Source organism: Lysinibacillus sp. FSL R7-0073, assembly GCF_038009065.1.
Taxonomy (GTDB): Bacteria; Bacillota; Bacilli; order Bacillales_A; family Planococcaceae; genus Lysinibacillus; species Lysinibacillus fusiformis.
The window spans coordinates 2,520,288-2,539,164 of record NZ_JBBPAS010000001.1 but is presented as its reverse complement, the minus strand read 5'-3'; the positions used below and the strand labels follow the sequence as shown (position 1 = coordinate 2,539,164).

At 35.2% G+C, this 18,877-nt stretch carries 19 protein-coding genes and 3 pseudogenes; 15 read left to right on the top strand and 7 right to left on the bottom strand.

The genetic code is table 11. The features are described from left to right. Genes MKY88_RS12540 through MKY88_RS12525 form a run of 4 tightly spaced genes read left to right on the top strand, consistent with a single transcriptional unit; the run spans nt 1 to nt 2,527 of the window. Nucleotides 1-294, top strand: a complete 294-nt coding sequence (locus MKY88_RS12540) for a thiamine-binding protein (RefSeq protein WP_340813808.1) — start codon at nt 1-3, stop codon at nt 292-294. Then, entirely contained in the window at nt 291-1,064 is a 774-nt protein-coding gene (locus MKY88_RS12535; protein WP_340813807.1) for an ABC transporter permease, read from the top strand. The genes MKY88_RS12540 and MKY88_RS12535 overlap by 4 nt, the downstream gene beginning before the upstream one ends. Continuing rightward, nucleotides 1,039-1,788 carry an ABC transporter ATP-binding protein gene (locus tag MKY88_RS12530; RefSeq protein ID WP_328200720.1) on the top strand — a complete coding sequence of 250 codons (750 nt, stop codon included), beginning with the start codon at nt 1,039-1,041 and terminating at the stop codon, nt 1,786-1,788. Before MKY88_RS12535 ends, MKY88_RS12530 begins: the two co-directional genes overlap by 26 nt. Then, nucleotides 1,778-2,527, top strand: a complete 750-nt coding sequence (locus MKY88_RS12525) for a TatD family hydrolase (RefSeq protein WP_328200721.1) — start codon at nt 1,778-1,780, stop codon at nt 2,525-2,527. The genes MKY88_RS12530 and MKY88_RS12525 overlap by 11 nt, the downstream gene beginning before the upstream one ends. A gap of 60 nt (nt 2,528-2,587) precedes the next feature. Here the strand turns inward: MKY88_RS12525 and MKY88_RS12520 are convergent, their stop codons facing one another. The 5 genes from MKY88_RS12520 to MKY88_RS12500 all read right to left on the bottom strand — a co-directional run bounded on the left by MKY88_RS12520 (nt 2,588) and on the right by MKY88_RS12500 (nt 7,119). Then, complete coding sequence (locus MKY88_RS12520; RefSeq protein ID WP_328200722.1) at nt 2,588-2,764, bottom strand: hypothetical protein; 177 nt, start codon at nt 2,762-2,764, stop codon at nt 2,588-2,590. A gap of 92 nt (nt 2,765-2,856) precedes the next feature. Then, nucleotides 2,857-4,401 (bottom strand): solute symporter family protein, encoded by a 1,545-nt coding sequence (locus MKY88_RS12515; RefSeq protein ID WP_258269679.1) that lies wholly within the window; start codon nt 4,399-4,401, stop codon nt 2,857-2,859. Between the two features lie 8 nt (nt 4,402-4,409). Next, nucleotides 4,410-4,748, bottom strand: coding sequence for a DUF485 domain-containing protein (locus MKY88_RS12510; RefSeq protein ID WP_069481509.1), 339 nt, complete (start codon nt 4,746-4,748; stop codon nt 4,410-4,412). 481 nt (nt 4,749-5,229) lie between these two features. Beyond that, nucleotides 5,230-6,783 carry a solute symporter family protein gene (locus MKY88_RS12505; protein ID WP_328200723.1) on the bottom strand — a complete coding sequence of 518 codons (1,554 nt, stop codon included), beginning with the start codon at nt 6,781-6,783 and terminating at the stop codon, nt 5,230-5,232. Further along, nucleotides 6,784-7,119: a DUF485 domain-containing protein gene (locus tag MKY88_RS12500; protein ID WP_328200724.1), complete on the bottom strand. Its 336-nt coding sequence runs from the start codon at nt 7,117-7,119 to the stop codon at nt 6,784-6,786. A 585-nt stretch (nt 7,120-7,704) separates the two neighbouring features. Here MKY88_RS12500 and MKY88_RS12495 point away from each other — a divergent pair. The 6 genes from MKY88_RS12495 to MKY88_RS12470 all read left to right on the top strand — a co-directional run bounded on the left by MKY88_RS12495 (nt 7,705) and on the right by MKY88_RS12470 (nt 12,617). Further along, nucleotides 7,705-8,301, top strand: a complete 597-nt coding sequence (locus MKY88_RS12495; RefSeq protein ID WP_069481506.1) for an SCO family protein — start codon at nt 7,705-7,707, stop codon at nt 8,299-8,301. 176 nt (nt 8,302-8,477) lie between these two features. After that, nucleotides 8,478-8,813, top strand: a complete 336-nt coding sequence (locus MKY88_RS12490) for an ArsR/SmtB family transcription factor (RefSeq protein ID WP_340813805.1) — start codon at nt 8,478-8,480, stop codon at nt 8,811-8,813. Nucleotides 8,814-8,850: 37 nt separating this feature from the next. Next, nucleotides 8,851-9,849 carry an NADP-dependent oxidoreductase gene (locus tag MKY88_RS12485; protein WP_328200725.1) on the top strand — a complete coding sequence of 333 codons (999 nt, stop codon included), beginning with the start codon at nt 8,851-8,853 and terminating at the stop codon, nt 9,847-9,849. A 247-nt stretch (nt 9,850-10,096) separates the two neighbouring features. After that, nucleotides 10,097-10,744, top strand: coding sequence for a type A chloramphenicol O-acetyltransferase (gene catA, locus MKY88_RS12480; protein ID WP_328200726.1), 648 nt, complete (start codon nt 10,097-10,099; stop codon nt 10,742-10,744). A 530-nt stretch (nt 10,745-11,274) separates the two neighbouring features. Further along, nucleotides 11,275-11,772, top strand: coding sequence for a DinB family protein (locus MKY88_RS12475; protein WP_193832101.1), 498 nt, complete (start codon nt 11,275-11,277; stop codon nt 11,770-11,772). Between the two features lie 419 nt (nt 11,773-12,191). Next, nucleotides 12,192-12,617, top strand: a complete 426-nt coding sequence (locus tag MKY88_RS12470; protein WP_193832100.1) for a YfmQ family protein — start codon at nt 12,192-12,194, stop codon at nt 12,615-12,617. A gap of 240 nt (nt 12,618-12,857) precedes the next feature. Here the strand turns inward: MKY88_RS12470 and MKY88_RS12465 are convergent, their stop codons facing one another. Continuing rightward, a complete protein-coding gene (locus MKY88_RS12465; RefSeq protein ID WP_328200728.1) occupies nt 12,858-14,567 on the bottom strand; it encodes a methyl-accepting chemotaxis protein in 1,710 nt (569 codons plus the stop codon). 377 nt (nt 14,568-14,944) lie between these two features. Between MKY88_RS12465 and MKY88_RS12460 the strand changes: the two genes are divergently transcribed. Beyond that, complete coding sequence (locus tag MKY88_RS12460) at nt 14,945-15,721, top strand: MerR family transcriptional regulator (RefSeq protein WP_328200729.1); 777 nt, start codon at nt 14,945-14,947, stop codon at nt 15,719-15,721. A 3-nt stretch (nt 15,722-15,724) separates the two neighbouring features. Next, nucleotides 15,725-16,743, top strand: a pseudogene (locus MKY88_RS24600) (C45 family autoproteolytic acyltransferase/hydolase). Nucleotides 16,744-16,990: 247 nt separating this feature from the next. Here the strand turns inward: MKY88_RS24600 and MKY88_RS12445 are convergent. After that, nucleotides 16,991-17,611: a class I SAM-dependent methyltransferase gene (locus MKY88_RS12445; protein WP_340813800.1), complete on the bottom strand. Its 621-nt coding sequence runs from the start codon at nt 17,609-17,611 to the stop codon at nt 16,991-16,993. Between the two features lie 316 nt (nt 17,612-17,927). Here MKY88_RS12445 and MKY88_RS12440 point away from each other — a divergent pair, with 316 nt between their 5' ends. From MKY88_RS12440 to MKY88_RS12430, 3 genes and pseudogenes are all read left to right on the top strand, one after another. Continuing rightward, the gene (locus tag MKY88_RS12440; RefSeq protein ID WP_069481498.1) at nt 17,928-18,413 is read left to right on the top strand and encodes a DUF2975 domain-containing protein; all 486 of its coding nucleotides are present in this window, start codon (nt 17,928-17,930) and stop codon (nt 18,411-18,413) included. Between the two features lie 10 nt (nt 18,414-18,423). Continuing rightward, a pseudogene (locus tag MKY88_RS12435) lies at nt 18,424-18,692 on the top strand (helix-turn-helix domain-containing protein). Further along, nucleotides 18,677-18,757, top strand: a pseudogene (locus MKY88_RS12430) (GNAT family N-acetyltransferase); the annotation flags it as partial. The pseudogenes MKY88_RS12435 and MKY88_RS12430, both read left to right, overlap by 16 nt. Nucleotides 18,758-18,877 lie beyond the last annotated feature (120 nt).

Sequence of the window (18,877 nt, the reverse complement as noted above, 5' to 3'; positions counted from 1 at the left end):
ATGGCAAATTCATTAATCAGTGTCCAAATCATTCCGAAGACAGAGAAGTATGAGGATGTAATTCCTTATGTAGATGCGGCCATTGCAGTTATTGATGCATCTGGTGTGAAATATGAGGTTCATCCCCTTGAAACAACAATGGAAGGTGAGCTTACAACGCTTCTTCAAATCATTGAAAAAATGAATGTTAAGATGGTCGAGCTAGGAGCCATTAATGTCATTACACAAGTAAAAATTTTATATCAACAAAATGGGATTACAATGGCTACATTAACGGAGAAATATCAGTCATGAAACGGGCATTACAAAAGGGAAGGACGATAATTTTTATCGCCTTCCTCTTATTCATATGGGAGCTTGTTGTGCATATCGCTGATGTTCCTCCTTGGCTCCTTCCAGCACCAAGCATAATTGTAGAAGAAGGCTTTCAATCGTATCAGACATTCCTGCCACATGCTCTGGCTACCGTGCAATTAGCTTTATTAGGACTTGCTATTGGGGTGGGCTGTGGTCTAACAGTGGCAATTGTTTTGCATCGTTTTGCTTTCATTCGGTCATTATTTTATCCGATTCTCATTATGTCGCAAAACATACCCATTCTTGTGTTAGCACCGCTCCTTATTATTTGGTTTGGCTTTGGCTTATTACCAAAGCTCATTATTATTTGTCTAGTGTGCTTTTTCCCTATTGTCATTGCGGCAATGGACGGTTTTCGTCAAACAGCACCCGAGTTAAAGCATTACTTTGATATGATTGGTGCAACGAAGGCCCAAACGTTTTGGAAATTAGAATGGCCACATGCCTACCCAGCAATTTTCTCGGGCGTAAAAATTGCTGCTACTTATAGCGTAATGGGGGCAGTCATTGCGGAGTGGCTTGGTGCGAAAAAGGGAATTGGTGTATACATGACCTTAGCACAATCCTCCTTCCGTACAGATCGAGTGTTTGTCGCAATTTTTGCGATTGTCTTGTTAAGCTTATTGCTGTTTAGTAGTATTCGTTTGCTTGAAAAATTAATGGTAAAGGGGAGAGGTTATCATGCTCAGCATACAAAACATCGCTAAGTCCTTTAACAGTCTACATGTTCTTGACCATGTTTCCTTCGATGTCAAGGATGGTGAGTTTGTGGCCATTGTAGGACCATCAGGCAGTGGTAAAAGTACCCTTTTTCAATTAATTGGTGGGGTCTCCCCGGTTGATCAAGGGGAAATTTTATTAAATGGAGAGGATATCCAGCGAAAAAGAGGAGCAATTGGCTATATGCCACAGCAGCCTTGTTTATTGCCCTGGCGTACCATTTTAGAGAATGTAACAATTGTCGAGGAATTGCAGCAAAAGCCTAATGTTGAGCGTGCAAAGGGGTGGCTAGAAAAGGTAGGACTTGCTTCCTTTAGTCATGCTTATCCAAACGAGCTATCTGGAGGGATGCAACAACGTGTATCTTTTATCCGTGCCATTGTCAGTGATAAACCTATTTTATGTCTAGATGAACCATTTTCTGCGCTCGATGAATTTACAAGACTGGAAATGCAGGCATGGCTACTGTCCATTTGGGAAGAGTATCGAAAATCCATCTTATTTGTCACACATAGTATTGAAGAGGCACTCTTTTTAGCAGATCGTATACTTGTTTTATCAAAACGGCCTGCAACGGTGAAAAAAGAAATCATTGTGCCGTTTGAACGTCCCCGCAAAGAAGAAATTCGTCATTCGGCCACATTCACAGCCTTGAAGCAACAATTATTCATGTATTTACAGGAAGAAAAGGGGGATCTGAATGTTGATTGATGCACATATTCATTTAGATCAGTATAAGGACGTGGAAATACCTTCTTTATTGGAAGAAGTAGAGGCATTAATTGCGGTGAGTATGCAGCTGACTTCCTGTCAAAATACGTTGAATTTAGCGAAGGTCTATCCCAAGGTGAAGGCGGCTTTTGGTTTCCATCCTGAACAGCCTTTACCGAGTGAAATAGAAGAGAAAGCTTTATTTGATTGGATTCGCTCCCATAGTGATGAGATGATAGCAGTCGGTGAGGTCGGTTTACCCTATTATTTAAGGCAAGAACAAGCTTTGGATGCTCGTCCGTATGAGGCTTTATTGGAACGATTTATCGTATTGGCTAAGGAGCTGGACAAACCGATTGTTTTGCATGCTGTGTATGAAGACGCTACCGTCGTGTGCGATTTACTAGAAAAGCATCAGCTTCGTCAGGCACATTTCCATTGGTTTAAAGGGGACGAGGTAGTTGTGAAACGCATGATTCAGCAAGGTTATTTTATCTCCATTACGCCTGATGCATTGTATGAAGAGGAAATTCAGCAGTTAATTCAAATCTACCCGATCGAATTGATGATGGTAGAAACAGATGGTCCATGGCCGTTTGAAGGACCATTTACAAATAAACCTACGTCTCCGTGGATGATGCATTCAACGATTGAGGTGATTGCAGCCATCAAAGGATTGTCTATACAAGAAGCGGCTCAAATTATCACTCAGAATACGACAAACTTTTATCGACTTTAAACTAATTTTGCAAGTGACACATGTATTTTCTACAATAATAAAAGCAGTATAGGATACAAACTAATTATCCGTATACTGCTTTTTATGTTTAGTGGAATCATGCATCAATTTCTCCGTCTTTGTTTTGGTGGTGCGTTCATGTGTACTGAAGGAATTGGATTGGCGATTTTTCTCCACATCCTTGCCAACAGTTCTTTTTATATGCATTCGCTTCTTTTTCGCCCTAGATTGAGCCATGTTCATTCCCTCCTTTTAACAATTATAGTAACGGAAACGAAAGAAAAAGTAAAACCTCGTAAGCAAAAACTTACGAGGTTTATGACATAGATTTAGTGAGATACGTCCTGTACAGAAATACCTGTGTTTGCTTTAACGTCAACTTCACGATACTTTGCATCATCAGTTTCTTTAGAAAGTAATGTGCCGATGAAACCACCAAGGAAACCAAGTGGTACAGAGATTAGAGCAGGGTTCGTTAACATAATTAACGGATCACCCACAAAAATCGCCTTCCCTTCAACTGGATTCCATACGTTAGGTGACATAGCTACTAATACTAATGCAGAGATTAAACCTGTTAACATCGCTGTAACAGCACCAGCTGTATTAAAGCGTTTCCAATAGATTGTGTAAATAATAACTGGGAGGTTAGCAGAACCTGCAATACAGAATGCTAAAGATACTAAGAACGCAACGTTTAATGTTTGTGCACCAAGTGCTAATAAAATAGAAATGACAGCGATCGTAATTGAACCGATACGAGCTGCAAGAACTTGCTCTTTTTCAGTAATTTTACCCTTTTTAATGATTTGACCATAAATATCATGTGATAGGGCAGAGGCACCTGAAAGTACAAGACCTGCTACTACCGCTAAAATTGTTGCGAATGCTACCGCACATACGAATGAGAATAGAATGTCGCCACCTAGTGCTTCTGCAAGAAGTGGGGCAGCCATATTACCAGCAGCGTTTGCCGCGATAATATCTTCTTTTCCAACGAATGCTGCTGCACCGAAACCTAAGAAAATTGTTAAAACGTAGAAAATACCTACAATCCAAGTAGCCCAAATAACAGATGAACGAGCCGTTTTTGCATCTTTTACTGTGAAGAAACGCATTAAGATATGTGGAAGACCCGCAGTACCTAATACTAATGCAATTAACATAGAAATTGTGTCAAGTCCATTTGTATATTTTAGACCTGGGTTTAAATAAGCAGCACCACTGTCAGTTGCTGTAGTCATTTCTTTAAACATTGTTGCAATACTGAAGCCAAACTCTTTTAATACTAAGAATGAGATAATAACTGTACCTAGCATTAAAAGACAAGCTTTAATAATTTGAACCCATGAAGTTGCTGTCATACCACCGAATAATACGTAAGTTGTCATCATGAAACCTACGATCAATACAGCTACCCAGTAGTCGATACCTAAAAGTAATTGAATAAGTGCTCCTGCACCAACTAGTTGTGCAATCATGTAGAATAAAACAATTGTAATAGTGCTTAAAGCAGCTGTTCCACGTACTTTTGAGTTATTGAAACGAGCTGTAATCATGTCAGCTAAAGTGAATTTTCCAAGGTTACGTAATGGTTCAGCAACGATGTATAATACCACTAAGTAAGCTACTAAATAACCAATAGAGAAGAAGAATCCGTCAAATCCAAATAATGCTACTGCACCTGCAATCCCTAAGAAAGAGGCAGCTGATAAATAGTCACCTGCGATAGCTAGTCCATTTTGCCAGCCTGTTAAGCCCCCACCAGCTGTATAGAAGTCACTTGCAGAAGATGTACGTTTAGATGCCCACCATGTGATAACTAATGTTAAACCAACAATGGCTACGAAGAAGAATATGGCTGTAAAACTCATTCCGTTATTCATCGGCGGCCACCTCCGTTCTCGTATTCTGCGATAATCGCTTTTGCTTCTCTGTCGAAGTTGTTTGCTTTAGCTACATATAAATGACATAACCCCCATGTCATGATGAATAGCCCTGCGGAATAAATCCACACCCAAGTAATTTCCCCAAATGCCTTTTGGTGTAGAATTGTTGTGTACGATGTCAGAATTGGTAACAACATGTAGGCCAATAAAAATATGGCAGTTATAGACCAAAGAAAAGAGTTCTTTCTGCGTACAAGAGACTTAAAGGATTCTTGGTTTGCAATTGCATCATAGTCAATCACGACACCTTTTTTTGCTTGATTGTTTGCCATTAACATTCCCCATTTTGTGTATATTTTTTCTGCCTTAAGACTTGATTTTGCTAGTTTAGTGAATTCACATTCTCATTTTATGAAAGAGTTCACAAAATTGCAATACATTTCAGAAAAATTATGTAAAAAAAATTTTTCTGAAAATAGTCCTGAAAGAGAAAAAAACCTCCTAAACCAAGAATATCTAGGGTTTTAGAATATTCAGATAAATAAATGAAGCAAAGAGAAATCTAGATTCTTGACAAAAAAAGAACGATAAATCCGCAAAAATGCCTTGGTTTTTTATCCATATTTAAATACTATTGCCTTAGTGAAAATTGGTTTTTTTCTGTATTTTGGAAGTCGAATAATATTGTTCGATAAGTAATTTGCTAGTTGTGGAATAACAAAAAAGGCGAAAAACTCGACCAAAAATCAAATTTTTTGCCTGTTTTTTTGTATATTTTGAATTTCGATTCATTATGCATACGGTGTATAAAAATTAATGTGAAATATCAGATACAGAAACTCCAGTATTCGCTTTTACACGAATTTCTTTATAAATACGTTCTGCCTCTTCAGTCGGCACTTTACTAGATGAAAGTACTGATCCTAAATAACCTGCAATAAAGCCTAATGGAATGGTAATAATGGCTGGTACAGCTAGTGGTACAAGTGGTTTACCAACAAAAATAGCTGCGCCTTCAACAGGACTCCATACATTTGGTCCCATTGCTCCTAAGATTAAACAAGAAATTAAACCTGTTAGCATCGCTGCTACAGCACCAGTAGAGTTGAACTTCTTCCAATAGATCGTATAAAGAATTACAGGTAAATTCGCGGATGCACCAATACAAAACGCAAATGACACTAAGAATGAAACGTTTAAGCTTTGTGCAAACAGGGCTAACACAATGGAGACAATTGCAATTGAGATAGAGCCTGTCCGTGCTGCTACTACCTGCTGCTTTTCCGTTAATTTTCCACCTTTAATAATTTCTCCATATATATCGTGTGAAATTGCTGATGCTCCTGTTAAAACTAAGCCGGAAACAACCGCTAAAATTGTCGCAAAGGCTACCGCACCGATAAATGCCATCAACACATCTCCACCTAAATAATGTGCCAGCAGTGGGGCAGCTGTATTACCAGCCTTACTTTCAGCTAAAATTTGATCTAAGCCTACAAAGTTTAACGCACCGAAGCCTAAAAATATTGTTAATGAGAAGAAGATAGCCGTAATCCAAGTTGTCCATGATATAGACGAGCGTGCCGTTTTGGCATCTTTTACAGTAAAGAAGCGCATTAAAATATGTGGCAAACCAGATGTTCCTAAAACTAAGGCCATCATCATCGATACTGAATCAATCGTGCTTGTGTATTTAATTCCTGGTATAAGGAATTCCTCCCCATGATCGACAGCAATGGTGTCAAACATTTTCATTAGTGAGAAATCAAATTTCACTAATACTAATGTAGCTAATAAGCCTGTCCCGAATAATAGTAGACTAGCTTTAATAATTTGTACCCAAGAAGTTGCTGTCATACCACCGAATAATACGTAGGTAGTCATCATCACACCTACAATTAACACGGCAATCCAATATTCAATGCCGAATAGTAGTTTAATTAATGCACCAGCACCTACTAGCTGTGCAATCATATAAAGAATGACTATAATAATCGTACCTGATGCTGCCACGCCACGAATTCGCTTTTCATTAAAACGAGCCGTTAACATGTCAGCAAGTGTATAGCGGCCTAAATTACGCATAGGCTCAGCAATAATATATAGAAGAACTAAGTTGGCTACAACATAGCCCACAGAGAAAAAGAAACCGTCAAAGCCAGTTAAAGCAATCGCACCAGACACACCAAGAAAGGCTGCAGCTGATAAATAATCACCAGCAATTGCAAAGCCATTTTGCCACCCCTTTAATCCGCCGCCAGCTGTATAAAAATCAGCTGCTGAGGAAGTGCGCTTTGCTGCAACATAGGTAACAACAAGTGTTAAACCAACAATAGCTAGAAAGAAACCTACGGATACAATATTCATTTAGTTACCACCTTTCGCACGATATTCGGCTAACACAGCAGCTGCAGCTTTATCGAATGAAGCAGCTTTTTTTACATATACTGTACAGAGCACGATGGTCATTACAAATAATCCAGCTGAGTACACCCATACCCCTGTAATATTTCCGAATAATTTTTGTTGTAGTACAGGCTGAAATGCAAGAATCGGAAGCAAAATATAAAGAATAAGAAACACTGCAGTAATCGAAAAAAGGAAGGTGTTTTTCTTTTTTACAAAGCTATTGAACGATTCCATTGCCTCAATTGCATGATAATCAATGGGTGGTGCTTGTTTTTCACTAGAAACATTCGCCATTATTATTCCCCCTAAAGTTATATATTTCTGTTTTAAACGACATATTTCTTTTTCGTTCGCCGTTATATTCACTTATTTTATGGGGGATATTCTTATAATGCAATACTAATTTTTGAGTTTTTATAATTTTTAGTCATTTCATTTTTATGGTAATAACATAGAAATATTAAGGGTTTACTAGAAAAATATTGTATGGAAGAGAGTATTTATTTCTATTGATATAATATTCTTGAAATAGATTGCTGCTAATAAAAATGACTACAGGAGAAAATATGAACTTAAAAGAGAATATTCTGTAATTTATTATTCTGCTATTAATATCCAGCGACGTTTGAAAGTGTGAAACTAATTGTTATATAACAATGATTTTTTTCTTTGGGAAATAACGAAAATAATAAAAAAAAGCTTTGAAAATTTTTTTGAAAAGGAGAGCCATTTGGAAGAAGTAGAGTGGTGTAATTCCAAAAATAGTTAATGTTCACAACTTACACAAAATGCATCGATTGGATAAGTTCATTATCTTGTATTTGGCATCTAGAATGCATAAAATAAGGTGAAGAAATGAAGGGAAGTGTGCAAAAATAAATGAAAAAGAAAAGCATGCTGCTAGTTCTAGTACTAGCATTTAGTAGCATTTTAGCTGCTTGCGGAAGTTACAAGTTTGAGCCATCTCTAAATATTGAGGTTCAAGATTTTAATGTAACCAATCAAAAAAATGAACAAGTGAGCCTGGATAATTTAAAGGGCAAGCCTTGGTTGGCCATGTTTATTTTTACAAACTGTACGACAATCTGTCCGCCTATGACATTTAATATGACAGAAGTACAGCAGGCGCTACAGGATGAAGGTCTTGAAGATTATCAAATTGTTGCATTTAGTGTAGATCCGGAAGTGGATAAGCCAGACGTATTAACAAACTATTTAAATACGTATAACGTTGTAGATGAAAGCAAATGGCAGCTATTAACAGGTTATCAGCAGAAATTTATCGAGCAATTTGCACGTAAATCATTCAATTCATTAGTCAAAAATGATCCTAACTCAGACCAAGTCATACATATGTCGAGCTATTATTTAGTGAATGCAGATGGCACAGTTGTAAAAGACTATGATGGCGCGACAAACGTACCAGTTGAAACAATCGTTGGAGATATGAAGGCTCTTATCAATGAAAGCAAGTAACACAGAGGTCCATGTGACCTCTGTGTTTTTTTGTTGTTTAGGGACACGCATGCTTAAATTGATTCGTCTCGATTTACTTTCTCAATATTGCACGGAATAGCCCTGTATTATATTGTTGTATTCACAACGGTTCAATAACTTAAACTATTCAACTAATTAAAGGAGGTATTTAATCTATGACAAAACAGGAACAACTACACATCATTAAAGAAAATTTTATGAACTGTCAAAAGGTATTATTGGCAATTGGTGATGTAACACGTCAATCTATTTTACTTGTTCTAATGGCAACGGATTGTCAAACAGGCTTGCGTGTTGGCGAAATCACAGAGCAAACACATCTTTCTAGACCTGCTGTGTCACACCATCTTAAAATTTTACGAGATGCTGGCGTGATTTTAATGCGTAAAGAAGGGACAAAAAACTTTTATTTTATAGATATACGTACGAAATTAGGTTTACTAAAAACACTTGTTACAGATATTGAATCGTTGTTAAAGGAATATTATTGAAACGACTGATATCGGACATTTATAGGAGGAATAAACAATGAAAGCAATGGTAATTGATAAATATGGCAATGCTCCAATGCGTTTAGCAGATGTGCCTACACCTAATATTGGTGAATATGAGATACTAACAGAAATTCGTGCGGCCAGTATTAATCCTATCGATTTTAAAATACGGGATGGAAAAGTAAAACTGTTAATTAAGTATGAAATGCCCCTAATCCTTGGAAATGATTTTTCAGGAATTGTGGTAAAGGTTGGTACAAAGGTAAGTCGATTTAAAGTAGGAGATGAAATATACGCACGGCCACGTAAAAGCAAAATCGGCACCTTTGCCGAATTTATTGCAATTCATGAAGATGACATAGCGTTAAAGCCTAAAAATTTAAGTTTTGAGGAAGCTGCAGCCATCCCACTCGTTGGGTTAACTTCATACCAAGCATTGCATGACATCATACAATTACAAAAAGGACAAAAAATATTGATTCATGCAGGGTCTGGTGGTGTCGGTACTTTTGCTATTCAACTAGCTAAATTAATGGGAGCAACCGTAGCAACGACTGCTAGTGAAGCTGGGACAAATCTAGTAACAACTCTCGGTGCTGATGAAGTGATCAACTACAAGACAGAAAAGTTTGAGGAGCTATTAGAAAATTACGATGCAGTTTTCGACACACTTGGAGGGACGACACTCGAAAAATCCTTTGAGGTAGTTAAACGTGGAGGAAAAATCGTTTCAGTTTCAGGTTTACCGAATGCACGCTTTGCGAAAGAACATGGCTCAGGTTTTTTAAAAAAATTATTGTTTTCAGCAGCAAGTTATAAACTGACTGCACTTGAAAAGAAGCATGATGCTCAATATTCATTTTTATTTATGAAGCCAAGTGGTGAGCAATTACGTATAATTGCGGACTATATTGAATCGGGTAAAATCAAACCAGTCATAGATAGAACTTTTTCATTTGAAGAAGCTCAACAAGCAATGGAGTATGCCGAGTCTGGAAGGGCTAAGGGGAAGATAATTGTTAAAATCAAGTAGTCATCTAAGCGACTCTAGTTGTTATGCAATGTTGGCAAAGCAAATGTTAACTTATAAATTTTGTTTTATTACCGCAAACTTTGCCATAAATAAGCTCTAGAATTAGGTAGAAGATGAAGATTGACTATAGTATCACATATCCTTATACTGTTCTCATATTTCATTTAGAAAAAAAGGATGATTTAAATGAAGAAAGCAGTGAAAATAGCCTCCTAAAACTAACCAAAATTTTAGGAGGCGTGAAAAAATGAAATTTTATTTGATAGACCGCGAGAATTGGCAACGAAAAGAGTATTTTGAACACTATTTGCAACAACAAACATCATTCAGTATAACGAATGAAATTAATATTACTGTTTTGATGGAAAATTTAAAGAAAAAGAATTTGAAGCTATATCCTGCGTTTATTTTTATGATTACTAAAATAGTCAATGCATATCAAGAATTCAGAACAAACTTTAACGCAGAAGGACAGTTAGGGTATTGGGAGGAAATGTTGCCTTCATACACAATTTTTGATAAACAGTCATGCACATTTTCTTGCGTTTGGACATCCAATTTCACTACATTTACTGAATTCCACACTCAATATGAACAAGATGTAGAAACATATAATGGTATAGGTCGAATGTTTCCAAAAATGCCTATACCCGAAAACAATATTCCTATCTCCATGATACCTTGGTGTTCTTTCACCGGATTTAATTTGAACATTCATAATGGTGGAGATTATTTATTACCGATTATAACGGGTGCTCAATATACTTCTATAAATGGGGAGTACCGCTTACCAATTTCATTACAATTGCATCATGCTGTTTGTGATGGTTATCATGCGGGGATTTTTATGAATGAGCTGCAAAGACTTGCTGATAATAGTGAAGAATGGCTATAGTTTTTATGAAAGGAGCTGTGATTGCAGCTTCTTTTTTACTGGAAATAGCAGTTTATTTGTAAAGAGAAGATGGAAGCATCCGTCATAGCTTTAACAATCCATTTTGATTTTATATTCAATAAAATTCATTTTTGAACAAAACTACAGGAACTTGAAATTACCTTTAATTCGTTTTTACCTTTTTGCTAAACCCTTGTTTAACATATGTCATCTTCAATACGTTCCCCAGCTAGGATCCCTATCACTTTTGGCTAAGTAATCGTAACAGAAGCATTTTCTACTAGAATTACCTTTTAATCTAAAAACTTAATTTCAGCAATATCGAATATACCTGATCGGTAGCAAGTTCCTCGTTGATAAGTAACATCCGCATTTACCATTGCCTTTCGTAATCTTTCATCATCTTCATAAATTACATTGAATTAAATTTGCAAGAAATCACCGTTTTATTTATAACAGTTTAGTAACAAGAGAGACTTTCTATTTATATGAAATTTATAGTAAACTAACCAAAAGGGAGGAGAGATATCATGTTTAAACAACTGATTGTTGGTGACACATCGCAAGAATTAACCGCTACACGTCGCATTTTGGAACGTTTGCCTGAGGAGCATCTGTCATGGAAGCCACACGAGAAATCGATGACGCTCGGTGGGCTAGCCACACATTTGATTAACATATTGAACTGGCAAATCGCTATACTTCAATACTTAGAGTTTGATCTTTTAACCGTACCCCTAAGAAGAGATCCATTAGAAAAACAATCTGATATTCTAAATGAGTTTGATGGAAACGTTGCCAAACTTGAACACTTGCTTGCTGAATGTGACGAGAAAATGCTAGGTGAAGAATGGACATTGCGTCAAGGTGATCATATCATCCGCTGCGAGCCACGAGCACTTGCATTCCGTACCTTCGGACTAAGCCATATGGTCCACCACAGGGCGCAACTCGGGGTATACTTGCGCCTTCTCGATATTCCCGTCCCTGGCATCTACGGTCCCTCGGCCGACGAACAAACACCATGAGCGAAGGTTCTTCATTCGAAAAAGGTAGAAACCTAGATTGAAAGCTCATATTTTAGCAAATGTCTGCCACCTTAAATGAAAATGCTTAGTATAAAAGGAACGTCCAAAACTAATTGTCTTATAAAGGACAAGGAGTTTTGGGCTATTTTTATTTTATTGGATTAATTAGGTATGGTTGATAATTAGATTTATTTTGATATTTGAGTTTTGTAAATAGATAGATGCTTCAGAATTTGTATTAATCCTAAGTGGATGGTCAAAAAAATTTAAAATTGGATGGTGATAAAAAATATAAATCCTTTATCATTGAAAGGCAGATAATAAAACATCCATATAGCCCAATTACATATTAATAAGAAATCAATTTATTAATATAGTAATAGCTATTAATAAAAAATGGCTGAAAGAGTTGATATAATATGACAACGGGATTGATTATTACAATAGTGATTGGATCTATTATTAAATTGTTAATGAGCCCACCAAGTATAGCTGTGGCATGGGTAGTAAATAAATTTGAGCTTCACAAAGAACTCGACTCAAAAGAAGTTACGGTCACGTTTAATGGAAATAATTTAGAAGAGGGAGAAAAAATAAGATTTATAGAATTTTTTAATAAAGCTATCTTTTTGAAAAAATATTATATATTTCCGGGCAATGAAAAATTATTTTTACGACCTGAGACGAATGTTACACCCTTTGTCATCAACTTAAAAAGTGGCAAAAAAGATGTGGATTTCTTAATTTTCCCCTACGATGATCATGTGGATGTAGTTAAAAAGCGTAAAGAGAAAGTGATTTCATATAGTCTTTGTTCAGAAAATCTACAAAAGTTCACTATATAAACAACTAATTAAATTTTTGAAAAGTAGGGATTCGGTCAAAACTGTGGTTTCGGTGCAGAATCCCTCTTCTATACGGACTTCTGATCTCTCAACTTTACAATAAATCGTCTTCTTTTATTGCATTCTTACATATACCTTATGTATAACGGATAGGTAGTGCTAAGGAAGAATTAAAAGCTGTTTTTTTGAAAAAACCCCAATTTCTCTGTATAAAATTAGAGAAATTGAGCTTTGCTTTTATTATCGATTTGCATTTGTTTGAATTGTAAACTTAGAGACATTTTTCTCCATTGTATTAGCTAACTTTGCTAATTCTTCACTAGAATGGGCAACTTCATAAATGGAGGTTGTTTGATTCTGTAAATATGCGGCTGCTTCTTCCGTCCCAGCTGCATTTTCTTCGGATATGGCAGATAAGTTTTGTAGAATATCTATGACTTCGTCTTTTTTTTCACCCATATTATTGCCTAAGTTATATAAATCCTCAATTACCGTTTTTATTTTTTCAATAGAAACTGCAACATCTTCGAATTTGCCATTTGTAGTTTCAACACTTTTTGTTTGCGAATTGACAAGATTATTCACTTCTTGCATTGTTTGAACTGCTTGTCCCGTTTTTCCTGTTAAATCCCCTATAACCGTGGCAATTTCCTTAGTGAATTGATTGGATTGTTCTGCCAACTTCCGTATTTCGTCCGCAACGACCGTAAATCCTTTTCCTGCTTCACCAGCTCTAGACGCTTCAATAGCCGCATTTAGAGCTAGTAAATTCGTCTGTTCCGCAATAGTTCTTATCATTTGACTTGCATTTTGAATTTTCCCAGAGCTTTCGTTAGTCGTGAGAATGATAGTATAAATTTCTTTTGCTGCCATATTATTTTCTTCTGTTGTAGCAACAAGCTCCTTTAATATGAGTAAACTCTCATCTTTTATATTGCTTACTTCATCGACAAATTTATTTAGGTTTTCTAAATGACCTTGATTATTTTCAATTAATTCTCCAAGCTCTCCAATACTGGTAGTCCCGTATTCGGTATCTTTTGCCTGTTCCACTGCACCCTTAGCGATGTCTTCAACAGCGGATGATAAATCCTTTGAAGACTCTAAAGAAATACTTGTAGCATCTTTAAGTTCTTCAGATGATGCAGTTACCTTTTTTGAAGTTAGACTGATTTCATTAAGTAAATCGACAAAATTGTTCTGCATCTCATTTAATGCATATGTAAGCTTGCCTACTTCATCGTTTCTACTTGTATACTTTTGGTTGATTAACTCAGTGAATTCTCCTTTTCCCATTTCATTGCATTTATCAACTGCTAACAACAAAGGTTTGAACATTTTATTAAAAATAACAATCATTAGTATAATGATGATTAAACAGCCAACACCAACTGTCATAATTTCCTTTATTAAAATTTCATTCGTGACCTTTGTGATATCGCCCTCAAAAATACCTACATCCATAGAACCGTATAACGTATTATTTATGTAAATGGGTACCATTATATCGAACGTCCAACTTTTCTGAACATCAGCATAAAATCTACTCGTCATAGTTTTCCCATTTTTTGCTCCATCAACAGAGTAGGGGTCATCTTCATAGTTTTTACCTACTTTTTCTTGATCACTATGAGCAATTGCCGTAACGTTTTTATCAATGACAACTGCATAAGCTATTCCACTTTGCTTAGCTTTGTTTTCAACGAAATTTTGCAATTCCACTGTAGGATTAGATGTGGAAAGTAAGATATTCTCCGCTTGACGTGCAATTTCATCGACTTGTTGGATACTCTTTTCTAATAGCGCATCTGAAACATTTTCTTTAACTGTACTAATATTCAAGTAGGAACTAATACTGATAACCGAAATAAACAGCAAAAGTGAAATTCCGATAATGCGATTTTTTAAACTTCCATTTCTGACCTTACCATTTTTCAGCTGTTGACTCATAGATACTTACCACCTTCTTTTTAACTATCTCAACTTTTTTTAATTATAGTTCTTTAGTTATGTATTATCAATATTATTTGGAACAAAGATGTTACTTTAGGTTATTAATTCTAACTGTATGAAAACTTGCCCTTAGTTGGTGCTCTTCCATATCTTTTTTAGCGGTTTATTTTCCGTACCGTACTAGTTGCAAATAGGATTACATCCATTCGTAAAACTTAATTTTTTTCTAAATATGTATGGGGTAAATAAGGTTTACATAATTAATGCATTTCTTGAATTGACATGCTGGAACGAGTGAGTCATTTTTTCTGGGAAATTTATCTTTACATTCAAGTTACTTTAAGGTTTAACATTAGACTTAGGGAGATGGTAATTTGACTGAATTCATGAATATACAGCTTTTTTCTGAAAAAACGGGTATTTCTAAAAGTGCATTAAGGTATTATGAGGCAAAGAATTTACTTATACCACGGGAAAGAAGCGCGAATGGTTATCGGGTATATTCCAATGATCAAATCGCGACAGTAAAGTTGATTTCCAGTTTACGTTTAGCGGATATACCAATAAAAGATATAAAAGTTTATTTAATGGAGAACGATGAAGCAAAACAAAAGCAGATGATGGAGAATTGGATTAATAATATTAACAAGAAAAGGGATCATTTAACGGTCAGCCTACGCTATTTAGAAAGTGATTCTATAAGGAGCGAGATTTATCTAACAGAAAAAAGTGCAGAACAAATTATTTGGTATAATGCTGAATCTAAAATAGGAGAATTCAAAGAACACTTTTTGCGTAGAGGAAATGAATTAAAAAAATTAAAAATTCCTATTAAAAATTGTTACTTGAAATATGTATCTGGTAATGATTTTATTAAAGCACAAATTGGTTTTGGTATCCCAATTGATCTAGAAATAAATACTTTATCAGAAACTGCCTTTATAGAACACATACCGCAATGCATCTGTATTGCAATGCCTTATCATGATTCAATCTCAATAATTCAAAATGGTTATCACAAATTGTTACGCTATGCTTCCGAACATAAATGGACACCAACGTCTTCAATCCTGGAGTGGTATCATGGTGTGGATTTTACTGAATTGGATTTGTTAATGCCAGTTACTCAAATTGTAAGGAGAGGGGTATGAGACATGGAAGAGTTGTTTGTAGGCGTTGTTGAGTTAAAAGGTAGTTATAATGATTTAGGATTGACACAAAGTGAAGAGATTAAATCATCCATGTTGTTCGAACAATTAAATTTGCTTCAAACGTTAAGTACTAACACTAATTCAACAAAGGCTCAAAAAATACTAAAGACTGTTTCACCAGGTATTTTAGAGGAACTTAAAGGTATAGCAAAAGGGCTAGAGATGGAGTTAGACCTTATCGTGAAGCTATATAGCGGATATGATGTATCTTTTCCACCGATGGGCTGTACTACATTTATAAATGATAATTATTACGCACGTAATTATGATTTTAGTCCAGAGTTATATGATGCAAGACTCGTATTTTGTAATCCAACAGATGGCTATGCAAGTGTTGGATTTAGCCATTCTGTAATTGGCAGGCTTGATGGGATGAATGAGCGAGGGCTTGTTGTTGGATTACATTTGTAAATAATCATGACAAAGAAGAAGGTTTTATGGCAACAACAATTGTTCGAATGTTATTAGATCAGTGTGGATGTATAAAAGAGGCAGTCGACTTTATTTCAAATATTCCTCATGGATATTGTTACAATTATTCGATCACAGATCCAAGTGGAGTAGGGGTAGTCGTAGAAGCTTCTCCCCACAAACAGGTTATCCGTCTCGGAAATTCACTATCCTGTACAAATCATTTTGAATCAGAAATATTACAAGAGAAAAATAGAAGAGAGATACAAGGCTCATTAAAGCGGAAGGAATATGTAAATAGTCTTTTAAAAAAGAAACTTTCATCAATATCATTATATAATAATTTTAATGATGGAAACTCTCCCTTGTTTTTTAAATACTATAAAGAGTATTTTGGAACGTTACATACAGTGATCTATTCACCAAAAGATTTATCTCTGATAATCGGTGTAGGAGAGAGTTGTGAACCAATTAAGGTTTCGTTAAAGGATTATTTGGACGGGACTTTAACTATTCCAGGTGTTATTAAAGGAAAAATTAATATAAACTGATTTCTTAATTGGTCATTATAGTTATATTAGGTGCCATTTTGAATGTTAGAGATATTAAAAGAAGAAAGAAAACTTAATTGTCCTTTTAATTGCTGACGGAAGCACCAATACATAATCATTGAGCATGTATTGGTGCGTGTATTTTATTGCATTTAGTTTACATAATAAAATTAATGGTAACTAAATTTTCACTATTAATTTTCTAGGGGCATGTTTGACAATAAGGACAACTATGCCTATATAGTAGCTAAGATACTTTAATTACTTCAATATATCGATACATGCCATTCAACATTACAGGATGATCTTTTTCTATTTTTATCCGTTGTTTGTTTTGAATAATGAGTGTTTCAAAATTTCTACCAATATCGGTTCCTAACAAACTTATTAATGGACGTAACAGCTTTTTTGTATATGTTATTTTTTGATTTTTAGGAGCAAATTTATCAAAAATCAACACTCTTCCATCTTTTTTTAAAACTCTTATCATTTCTCCAAAACATTTACTTCCATCAGGAACGACCGAAAGAATTAAACTCGCTACAATATAGTCAAAGGATTCATCTTCAAACGCCATTTTTTGAGCATCCATTTCTAAAAAATGAATAGTAGAGTTCTTGAATTTATTTTTAGCTTTATTTAACATGTCAGGAGAATAATCAATGGCTGTAATATCATATTTAGCGTAATCAATTAATTCTAAATCCGCTCCAGTACCAATGCCTACATACAATATTTTTTGTTTGCTTTTAAAAGGTACTTCTTGAAAAATCCTCCTTCTCGCTTTTAGAAAAATACCTGTGTTAAAAAAGCTATCGTAGAAGGAAGAGCCTATCTTGTAAATTATTTTGTTCCATGTATTATTCAATCTATCATCCAACCCTTCAACAGCGTATTTAAGTATATGAATTTTTATAATTCTGTGAACCCTCCGAAAATGGAAGTACTTTACTGTTATCATATCAAAATATAAAAAAATTCCTATTAAAATTAAAATGAGCTTAAAGGCGGGGACTGTGCAATGTGCTCGAAGATCTTAGAAAAAGGGTCATTATAGTTGAGTTAAAATTTTAGGTATTATATAAAAAACAATAATAATATAATCCAAAACAATTTAATTTTATCGCAAAACGATAAATTCTGTGGTAAATTGATAATGTTATTAAATAAGTGAGGTGCTGAAAATGAGTGTTAAACGAGGTTCAACGACTTTCTTAAAGGTTATTATTTTTCTGGCTGGAATTGCAATTCTTACTTTATGTATATTTTTAGTGCCTCAAATCGCTAATTTCGCATCAAGTTTGTATCCAAATTTTTCTCCAATGACAACTCTTATTTTCACCGTGATGTATGGAGCGGCCGTGCCTTTTTTCTTTGCTCTCTATCAGGCTTTTAAACTTTTAAAGTATATTGACGAGGATACTACGTTTTCAAAGTTATCTGTAAAGGCATTAAAGAAGATAAAGTGTTGCGCGATTTTAATCAGTGGGTTGTATGCTTTAGGAATGCCGATCTTCCATTTTATAGCAAGGAAAGTTGACCCTCCTATTGGCATAATAGTGCTCATTATTATTTTCGCTTCATTGATGATTGCTGTTTTTGCTTCTATCCTCCAACGGCTTCTACAAGAAGCGATTCATATAAAATCAGAAAATGATTGGACGGTCTGAGGTGGATGATGTGGCTACTATTATTCATATTGATGTGATGTTAGCAAAACAAAAAATGGGCATATCGGAGCTTTCCGAAAGAGCTGGATTGACTATGGTGAATCTTACTATTGTGAAAAATGGGGGAGCAAAAGCGGTTGTTTTTTCAACATTAGAAGCAAGACTTTGGATTACCAGCAAGTTGATATTTTAGCGTACAAAGGTGACGAAGACAGTTACAATAGAAGTGAAAAAATGGTATGGAACAGTCATTTTTCAGCATATTGGAAGGAACGTTAAGGAATGAGGATCTACCCGCAGATGGTAGCAAGACTGACACTTGTGTTTATGCCAAAATAAATTAAATTGGTGAATTCTATTTATCTAATAAAATATCATCTGCAATTTAAATGGGTTATGAAGAAATTTTATATTGACAAAATATTTTTTTGCTGTAAAATGAAAAACAATTCAAAAATATTTGT

What these genes read in the sequence shown, in the direction of transcription:
- MKY88_RS12540 (WP_340813808.1), top strand. Translation starts at nt 1, where the DNA reads ATGGCAAATTCATTAATCAGTGTCCAAATCATTCCGAAGACAGAGAAG.
- MKY88_RS12535 (WP_340813807.1), top strand. Translation starts at nt 291, where the DNA reads ATGAAACGGGCATTACAAAAGGGAAGGACGATAATTTTTATCGCCTTC.
- MKY88_RS12530 (WP_328200720.1), top strand. Translation starts at nt 1,039, where the DNA reads ATGCTCAGCATACAAAACATCGCTAAGTCCTTTAACAGTCTACATGTT.
- MKY88_RS12525 (WP_328200721.1), top strand. Translation starts at nt 1,778, where the DNA reads ATGTTGATTGATGCACATATTCATTTAGATCAGTATAAGGACGTGGAA.
- MKY88_RS12520 (WP_328200722.1), bottom strand. Translation starts at nt 2,764, where the DNA reads ATGGCTCAATCTAGGGCGAAAAAGAAGCGAATGCATATAAAAAGAACT.
- MKY88_RS12515 (WP_258269679.1), bottom strand. Translation starts at nt 4,401, where the DNA reads ATGAGTTTTACAGCCATATTCTTCTTCGTAGCCATTGTTGGTTTAACA.
- MKY88_RS12510 (WP_069481509.1), bottom strand. Translation starts at nt 4,748, where the DNA reads ATGGCAAACAATCAAGCAAAAAAAGGTGTCGTGATTGACTATGATGCA.
- MKY88_RS12505 (WP_328200723.1), bottom strand. Translation starts at nt 6,783, where the DNA reads ATGAATATTGTATCCGTAGGTTTCTTTCTAGCTATTGTTGGTTTAACA.
- MKY88_RS12500 (WP_328200724.1), bottom strand. Translation starts at nt 7,119, where the DNA reads ATGGCGAATGTTTCTAGTGAAAAACAAGCACCACCCATTGATTATCAT.
- MKY88_RS12495 (WP_069481506.1), top strand. Translation starts at nt 7,705, where the DNA reads ATGAAAAAGAAAAGCATGCTGCTAGTTCTAGTACTAGCATTTAGTAGC.
- MKY88_RS12490 (WP_340813805.1), top strand. Translation starts at nt 8,478, where the DNA reads ATGACAAAACAGGAACAACTACACATCATTAAAGAAAATTTTATGAAC.
- MKY88_RS12485 (WP_328200725.1), top strand. Translation starts at nt 8,851, where the DNA reads ATGAAAGCAATGGTAATTGATAAATATGGCAATGCTCCAATGCGTTTA.
- catA (WP_328200726.1), top strand. Translation starts at nt 10,097, where the DNA reads ATGAAATTTTATTTGATAGACCGCGAGAATTGGCAACGAAAAGAGTAT.
- MKY88_RS12475 (WP_193832101.1), top strand. Translation starts at nt 11,275, where the DNA reads ATGTTTAAACAACTGATTGTTGGTGACACATCGCAAGAATTAACCGCT.
- MKY88_RS12470 (WP_193832100.1), top strand. Translation starts at nt 12,192, where the DNA reads ATGACAACGGGATTGATTATTACAATAGTGATTGGATCTATTATTAAA.
- MKY88_RS12465 (WP_328200728.1), bottom strand. Translation starts at nt 14,567, where the DNA reads ATGAGTCAACAGCTGAAAAATGGTAAGGTCAGAAATGGAAGTTTAAAA.
- MKY88_RS12440 (WP_069481498.1), top strand. Translation starts at nt 17,928, where the DNA reads ATGAGTGTTAAACGAGGTTCAACGACTTTCTTAAAGGTTATTATTTTT.